The 6,632-nt window shown below is 51.2% G+C and carries 7 protein-coding genes; 1 reads left to right on the forward strand and 6 read right to left on the reverse strand.

The features are described 5' to 3' along the window. Positions 1–305: 305 nt before the first annotated feature. From HMPREF3178_RS08835 to HMPREF3178_RS08855, 6 genes are all read right to left on the reverse strand, one after another. Positions 306–1,430 carry a nickel/cobalt efflux protein RcnA gene (locus tag HMPREF3178_RS08835; RefSeq protein WP_004118031.1) on the reverse strand — a complete coding sequence of 375 codons (1,125 nt, stop codon included), beginning with the start codon at positions 1,428–1,430 and terminating at the stop codon, positions 306–308. 10 nt (positions 1,431–1,440) lie between these two features. Continuing rightward, the gene (locus HMPREF3178_RS08840; RefSeq protein WP_004118036.1) at positions 1,441–1,710 is read right to left on the reverse strand and encodes a metal-sensing transcriptional repressor; all 270 of its coding nucleotides are present in this window, start codon (positions 1,708–1,710) and stop codon (positions 1,441–1,443) included. A 172-nt stretch (positions 1,711–1,882) separates the two neighbouring features. After that, on the reverse strand, positions 1,883–2,572 hold the full coding sequence (locus tag HMPREF3178_RS08845) for a hypothetical protein (protein ID WP_004118039.1): 690 nt from the start codon (positions 2,570–2,572) through the stop codon (positions 1,883–1,885). Between the two features lie 13 nt (positions 2,573–2,585). After that, positions 2,586–3,266 (reverse strand): HupE/UreJ family protein, encoded by a 681-nt coding sequence (locus tag HMPREF3178_RS08850; RefSeq protein ID WP_406564727.1) that lies wholly within the window; start codon positions 3,264–3,266, stop codon positions 2,586–2,588. Positions 3,267–3,367: 101 nt separating this feature from the next. Then, the gene (locus tag HMPREF3178_RS29760) at positions 3,368–3,751 is read right to left on the reverse strand and encodes a hypothetical protein (RefSeq protein ID WP_004118043.1); all 384 of its coding nucleotides are present in this window, start codon (positions 3,749–3,751) and stop codon (positions 3,368–3,370) included. Between the two features lie 147 nt (positions 3,752–3,898). Next, the gene (locus HMPREF3178_RS08855; protein WP_004118046.1) at positions 3,899–4,540 is read right to left on the reverse strand and encodes a recombinase family protein; all 642 of its coding nucleotides are present in this window, start codon (positions 4,538–4,540) and stop codon (positions 3,899–3,901) included. Between the two features lie 167 nt (positions 4,541–4,707). Here HMPREF3178_RS08855 and HMPREF3178_RS08860 point away from each other — a divergent pair. Continuing rightward, positions 4,708–6,632: Tn3 family transposase (locus HMPREF3178_RS08860; protein WP_139146022.1), on the forward strand; the 1,925-nt coding region annotated here is incomplete at its 3' end.

A 6,632-nucleotide genomic window follows, 5' to 3' on the forward strand; every position in this document is an offset into this window, starting at 1 on the left:
CTGTAATGCTCATTAACAGACTATAGGCTGTAATACGAATCTTGCCAAGATGCGGCATCTTTCAAATACAAGGCCGTATTGAGTAAGCAGTACACCGTTATATAGGGGCCCGTTTGGGAAACGGGAAATATTGTACGTTAAGGCGAACATTTGTACTGCCGAAGGGCAGGCAGGAACCAAAGTGGTATAGACGGGATAGCTGTAACTATTGAAATAGTGGGTGCGAGATTGTCTGACTGGTTTTACATCTGCTTCGGAGAACTTAGTGCAACGCCCCGGCGACTGCCGGGACGAATACGCAAGGGTTATTGCATAATCCCTGACCAGCCGTGATAGCCCATATAAATTCCCACCAGGGCAATCAGCACGCTGGAGAAATAGGGAGCCCGACGCGCCAGGGTATCAAATCCACGCCAGCGCTTTGTGGCCTGTCGCACACTGTAGGCCGCTGCGGCACCCACCGTGACCAGCGTGATTGCCAGGCCAATACTGAAGCATAAAACCAGCGCGGCCCCGAGTGAAAACTCTTTCACCTGAATACAAAGCAGAAGGACCGTAATGGCAGCCGGACACGGGATCAGCCCGCCTGTCAGCCCAAACAGGATTATCTGACCGGTGGTCACATTCCGGTTGGCGAAGCGTTTTTTAATATCGTTAGCATGGGCTTTTTCATGCGCATCCTGGTATTCCTTTGAGGAGGCATCCAGTCCTTCGAGCGCTGAATGTTCGTGTTCGTGTTCATGAAATGTCACGTCGTAGTCATGAACATGACCGCGATGACCTAACGTCAGACGAACCTCAAAGCTGTGCGGCTCCGGGATAGCCTGTGTGGACTCCATGAAGCCGTCTTTCTCGACAAAATCGAAGACCTGCGAAAAGGTGCCTTTACCCCGGTTTGTCACCAGTGAGACATCCCGGGTTTGCCAGTTCTGACCGCTCAGGGTACGAAAACGCCAGTGCGGCAGCTGGCCTTCTTCAAAAATAGAGAGTTCGACTTTACCGTGGCCGGTATCAATAATCCGCGTTTCGTCATGCTCATGATGCCCGTGCGCATGTTCTTCTTCCTGCTCCAGTTTCCACAGACGTTCACCGCTCCATGTCCGCCAGAACATCCATGCCGCAGTGCCGAGAATAATGACGGCGGAAATCAGCTGAAACCAGGGTTCGGCTGATTCAGCGGTGAATTTCCGGCTGATATACATCCCGCCCAGCGCAATCATCCAGACGATGGCCGTATGGGAAAGCGTGGCAGCCAGGCCCAGCATGACAGCCTGTCTGACGGTTCCCCGGATAGCGACAATAAAAGCGGCCATCATGGTTTTGGAATGTCCCGGCTCAAGACCGTGAAGCGCACCGAGCAAAATGGCGCTGGGAACAAACAGCCATGCGTTGGCCACGCCCTGCTGTAACAACGCAGAAAAATCGGTCATTTTCTCTTACCTAAAGGTACCTGGTTATCTCTTTAAATTCGCTGAGCGACGTGTCAGATGCATGCTGGCTGTCTTCCAGGGCATGTTCCAGACAATGGTCCAGGTGATCATGAATAAGCGTTCGCTTGGCATTCGTTATCGCCTTTTCCACAGCGGACAACTGCTGGGCGATATCCAGGCACGGTTTTTCGTCTTCGAGCATCTGGATAGTGCTCTTCAGATGCCCTGCGGCACGTTTCAGCCTTTTAATGATGTCGGGGTGTGAAGTGTGAACTGACATGATTTCCTCCTCTTCTCCGGGCGATGGGAATATTCGCCTCGCCACATCCCCCCCGGGGGGATAAGGAATGTTAAAGAAGCGGATGAGCAAAGGCAAGCATTCTTCCGGGCAGGAGCAGAAATAAAAGGGGCTGAACGGAGGCGAAAAACCCGGGCAAGCCCGGGTTGGCAGATTAAATAACGCGTTTAATCGTCATGTACTGGCCGTTGGTATCCAGACGGATCGTGACGCTCTTCGTGCCACGGTTGCGCCAGAACCAGCCATGCTTTCCGTCGAAAGCCGCCTGGATAATCCCCTCTTTGGCGGTGATCTGGCGATCTTTCCCGTAACCGTGATAGAACCCCTTCGGCGCATTGGTCGGATCACCATGGGCATCAACGTTAACCGGTCCGGAGCTTGTCCATTGATAACTCACCTGCGCATCCTTACGCATGTCGAGTTTAATCTCTGCGGCTTCGTTTGGCTTAAGCGTAATCACCATCTGGTTGCGTTGAACACCCGCCGCCTTCGTTTCCTGTGACGGTATGACGGACGGGGTATCCCGCTCCGGAGCACTGTTTTGCGCTATCACCGGGGGATTATCAGGAACCGTGCTTACCGTCGCTGGGCGGGCAACCGGGGCCTGAATATTGACGACGGCCTGTTGGTCCGACTCCGCTTCTTCAGCCAGCTGCGTTTTGATCTCTCCCATTTGTTTTAACCCGAGAACCCGGCCTATGCCGGTTGGGTCTATAGCATATTCAGACGGCATCACCACGGTAATGAGTAATGTCAGGGCAACGATGGCGGCCATCAGGGTGGACTGCATCAGCTTCAGTGAAGAAGGAAGCTCAGCGCGGGTAGGTAAATCAGTGTTGTACATAATTCATTCTCTCTCAGGCAAGGATATAGCCACAAAGCTGGTAGCTCATCAGCAGGAAACCGGCGCTCATCATCACAACGTTAGCGGTGTAGGCATGACGGAAAAAGCTCGCGGTCTGACGCCAGTAACTCATCACGATCAGAATGGCGCTGAGAGCCAGTAACTGGCCTATCTCCACCCCCACATTGAACGCGATCAGATTAACGAACAGGCCATCAGGGGAGATCTCGAATTCCTTTATTTTCGTCGCCAGACCAAAGCCGTGGAAGAAACCAAAGATGAGCGTTGCCAGTCTGGTATCCGGCTGGAAACCAAACCAGCGCTGGAACGCCCCAAGATTATCGAGCGCCTTATAGACCACCGACAGACCGATGATGGCATCAATGAGATACGCGCTGACGCTGATATCAAAGAAAACGCCAATCAGCAGCGTGCTGGAGTGACCAATGGCAAACAGGCTGACGTACAAACCGATGTCGCGCATTTTGTAGAGAAAGAAAATCACCACGAACAGAAACAGCAGGTGATCGTAACCGGTCACCATGTGCTTTGCACCAAGGTAGATAAACGGGAGGATGTTTATCCCGGTAATTTCCTGAATGTACCCTTTGTCGCCTTCGGCTACGCCGTGTGCAGATGCACCCTGGCTGTAGAAAAGCAATAAAAGTACAAAAAACAGATAGGCAGAGCGCATTCTGGCGGAAAACAGGCCGTCATACACCCCGCCACGTAATGCAAGGTTCGTGAACATAAAAAATCCTTAAGCTATGAATAATAACGCTTTAACAGCAGAAATCAGACAAGCCCGGACCTTGGGGGACGCTCAGGAGTAGACAGGGAAACGAAATAATGACGGGGACTTCCATGACCATACACAGCTCTGTTTTTGCCCTGCCAGACATAGAATTCCGTCAGTGCAAAAAGCTTATTGATGTCATGAGAATGATCGGCATTCAGGTGATGCACATTGCCGTGGGAATGAAATAAGAGCGTGTTGTGCTCATCAGGGGAAGCATCATTATCGTGCTGATGTGCTTCGGTGGTCTGCATCGATGACATCTGAGAGGACTGCGGTTTTGCCAGCAGCAAAGCGCTCATCATGGCAAAGGCCACAACAAACAGCACAGCTCTGGAGATAAACGCAGATTTCACAAACACCGCTAACGACACCTTTGCCATAAAAGTAACTTTCGGCGCTAATCTAAACTGCCTGCTGGTTGCATAGCAATGGAAATTTTCAGGTCTTCTGGTCGTCCCGGTAAGATGAAAGAAGAATTATTCGCTGTCATTTCATCTCTGGCGCAGAAGGCATCTGAGCAGCCAGATTTAATCAGTACCGGATATTTTGTTAAGTGCCTGTATCCGACAAACCTGAGAAGAACTATAGCCGGTAGCTTCTGCGGTCTCCCGTATACTGAGTTTCTTAACCTGTCGGTAGTACAATACCTTTTGATGTCGTTCGTGATCGGCCTGCTTGCCCCGGTATTTACCCAGAGAATGAGCGCGTTTAATTCCCTGTTGCTGTCGCTGGCGGCGACTCAACCAGTCCTTATGTGACATTGCGGCCATCAGGTCGATCAACATATTGTTGATAGCCGTAATGACAGCGCGGGTTATCGGGTCAGCCTGTGTAGGGTCTTTATCTGACAGAGCCTGCCATGACGTGGGGACATCCAGACTGACAATCCGCAACTCGTGTTGCTCAATTTGCTTTTTCAGCGTCATCCAGTCGCTGTTGCTCAGGCGAGTCAGACGGTCTATCTGCTCGACCAGTAAAATATCATTATGGTGACTGTCCATTAGCAGTCGTCCCAGTTCCGGGCGGTCCAGTTTTGTACCACTGATGTTCTCCCGGTAGTAGCTGGCTATTTTATACCCTTTTTCCTGAACGAACTGCTCCAGCATGTCTTTTGCCCGATCCGCAAACTGATCTTCCGTCGACGCTCTCAAATAAGCTCTGATGAACATTTTTTCACCGCACTATAGCATTTAAGTTATTGCATTTATTCTATCGCATATAGGTTATGTCATTAATGGCGTACCGTCACGTTTTGATTATGGCGTCAGGGTGTACCCTTATGCGATAACCATTTTTGTTAGAAATACCGCATCAAATAATTTATGAGGGAAACTATATGGCAAGGAGGCAGATTCTTTCGCTGTCGGAAAGAGAATCATTACTGGCATTACCGGATGATGAGTTAACGCTGACCCGAATGGCGTATTTTAGTGAGCATGATCTGGCGCTTATCAGTGCTCACCGTAAACCCGCCAGCCGTTTTGGTTTTGCCGTCCTTCTTTGCTATCTGAAAAATGTCGGCTTTGCACCGGATAAAAAAATCCCCCCCTCTGATGCGCTGCTGAAGCATATCGCCAGCAGGCTAAAGCTTACCGGAGATCTCTGGCCCGCTTACCTTTCCGGCAGGGATACAACCCGCCGTGAGCATTTAACCGAACTGTACCGCTATCTTGGCGTAAAGGCGTTCACCGGCAAAATACAGCAGGACTGTATGACACACCTGCTGCCGATGGCGACACGCACCGATAAAGGTATTCTCCTGGCCGAAGAATTACTGGTCTGGCTTCGGCAGTACAACGTGATAATCCCCGCGATTGATGTCGTGGAGCGTACCTGTGCGGAGGCCATGGCAGGCGGCGATAAAATCGTATTTCAGACCCTGAATGCCCCGTTAACTCCGGCGCACAGGGATGCCCTGGATCGTTTACTTGAGTCCTCAGATAATCAGCCTTCCAGGCTGACATGGCTTCTGCAACCGCCGGGTAAAATCAATGGTAAAAACGTGCTGCAACATCTTGATCGGCTCAGCAGCATTGAATCGCTGGCATTACCTGAAGGTATAGAGCGTACCATTCACCAGAACCGGTTGCTGAAACTGGCGCGGGAAGGCCGAAAGATGAGTAGCCGGGATTTAACCCGATTTTCAGCAGCCCGACGTCATGCAATCCTGGTGTGCGTGCTGGAAGAAGCCAGGGCTACACTGACAGACGAAGTGATTGAGCTGCATGAGCGCATGCTGAACAGTCTTTTCAGCAAAGCCAAAAGAACACAGGCTGAGCGCCTTCAGCAGACCGGCAAGCTCATCCAGTCAAAACTGAGGCAGTACATCGATGTCGGTCAGGCACTGTCCGATGCCCGTGATTCCGGTGGCGATCCATGGCTCGCCATAGAAAACATACTCCCATGGGCTGAATTTGTCGCCAGTCTGGAGGAAACACGCCATCTCGCCAGGAAAAATAATTTTGATCCGCTGCATATTATTACTGAGAAATACAGCACATTACGGAAATATGCCCCGCGCATGTTGTCCGCTTTACAGTTCGTCGCCACCCCGGCAGCGCAACCTTTGGCTGATGCGCTGGTTGTGATCAAGGATATGTACCGGAAGCCGTCACGTAAAGTTCCGGCGACAGCGCCGCTTGAGTTTGTCCCTGAAAGCTGGCGCAAAGTGGTGATTACACCAGCAGGTATTGACCGGCAGTACTATGAGTTTTGTGCGCTCAGCGAGCTTAAGGGAGCGCTGCGCTCCGGGGACATCTGGGTTAAAGGCTCACGCCGCTACAAAAATTTTGATGATTACCTCATTCCCGAAAAAGACTTTGACAACCTCACACCGGCGCTGCCACTGCCCGTATCTGCTGATTATCATGAGTACATTACCAGCCGCATGACTCTGCTTCAGTCCAGACTTGAAGAGATCAATGCTATGGCTGCCCTTGGTGAACTGCCCGATGTGGAAATATCCGACAAGGGCGTAAAAGTCTCTCCGCTGGATAACTGCGTTCCGGCACAGGTTTCACCGCTGGCAGAGCTGGTTTACAGCATGCTACCGCGACCTAAAATCACGGAAATTCTCGACGAGGTAAACAGCTGGACGACGTTTACCCGTCATTTTTCGCATATAAAAAATGACATTACCCGTCCCGATACCCGCCTGCTCCTCACCACCATTCTTGCGGATGGCATCAATCTTGGTCTGACCAAAATGGCAGAAGCCTGCCCTGGTAGCACCAAATCATCACTCGAAGATATTCAGGCATG

This window comes from Klebsiella sp. HMSC09D12, assembly GCF_001808475.1.
GTDB classification, from domain to species: Bacteria; Pseudomonadota; Gammaproteobacteria; order Enterobacterales; family Enterobacteriaceae; genus Klebsiella; species Klebsiella oxytoca.

Bases quoted from the DNA above. Each gene is read 5' to 3' on its own strand.
- HMPREF3178_RS08835 (WP_004118031.1), bottom strand. From the start codon at position 1,430: ATGACCGATTTTTCTGCGTTGTTACAGCAGGGCGTGGCCAACGCATGG.
- HMPREF3178_RS08840 (WP_004118036.1), bottom strand. From the start codon at position 1,710: ATGTCAGTTCACACTTCACACCCCGACATCATTAAAAGGCTGAAACGT.
- HMPREF3178_RS08845 (WP_004118039.1), bottom strand. From the start codon at position 2,572: ATGTACAACACTGATTTACCTACCCGCGCTGAGCTTCCTTCTTCACTG.
- HMPREF3178_RS08850 (WP_406564727.1), bottom strand. From the start codon at position 3,266: ATGCGCTCTGCCTATCTGTTTTTTGTACTTTTATTGCTTTTCTACAGC.
- HMPREF3178_RS29760 (WP_004118043.1), bottom strand. From the start codon at position 3,751: ATGGCAAAGGTGTCGTTAGCGGTGTTTGTGAAATCTGCGTTTATCTCC.
- HMPREF3178_RS08855 (WP_004118046.1), bottom strand. From the start codon at position 4,540: ATGTTCATCAGAGCTTATTTGAGAGCGTCGACGGAAGATCAGTTTGCG.